The 448-nt window shown below is 69.9% G+C and carries 1 pseudogene; it reads right to left on the bottom strand.

Annotated elements, in window-relative coordinates:
• Positions 1–448, bottom strand: a pseudogene (locus tag GJV82_RS19265) (DDE-type integrase/transposase/recombinase); the annotation flags it as partial.

The raw sequence follows: 448 nt of genomic DNA, 5'->3' as shown, positions 1-448 counted from the left end.
GTGTTGTACTCGGCCCGGTAGTCGTCGGCGTGCGCGACGAGGGACAGGACGTCGTCGATCTCTTCGAGGAAGAGCCGCTCGTACTTCAGCGAGCCGAACCCGCGTTCGCGTGACCCGTTCTGCCCGGGCGTACGCACCCGGGTGCGCACGTGCCGCAGCTCGGGGTGGGCGGTGATGAACGCCTCGAACCGGAACGAGCGGAACGGGCCACCGTTGTCCGTCACGACCGTCACCGCGGGCACGACGTTGCCGTCGCCGTCGCGGGCGCACGCGTCGATCAGGGGGCGGCCGAACATCGCCTCGTAGTCGGCCAGGGCAAGCTCGATCGCGGCGATCGCGTCGTGCTGGTTCGCGGTCGGGGACACATGCCACGGGTGCTCGTACTTCGACCAGTAGTCCCGGCACCCGGCGATGCGCCACGTGCCGCCGGTCGTGGTCTCGAACTCGG

This window comes from Cellulosimicrobium composti, from assembly GCF_009711085.1.
Lineage (GTDB): Bacteria > Actinomycetota > Actinomycetes > Actinomycetales > Cellulomonadaceae > Cellulosimicrobium > Cellulosimicrobium composti.
Note: the sequence above shows the minus strand (reverse complement) of the source record. Positions and strands in the feature narration are given on the sequence as shown.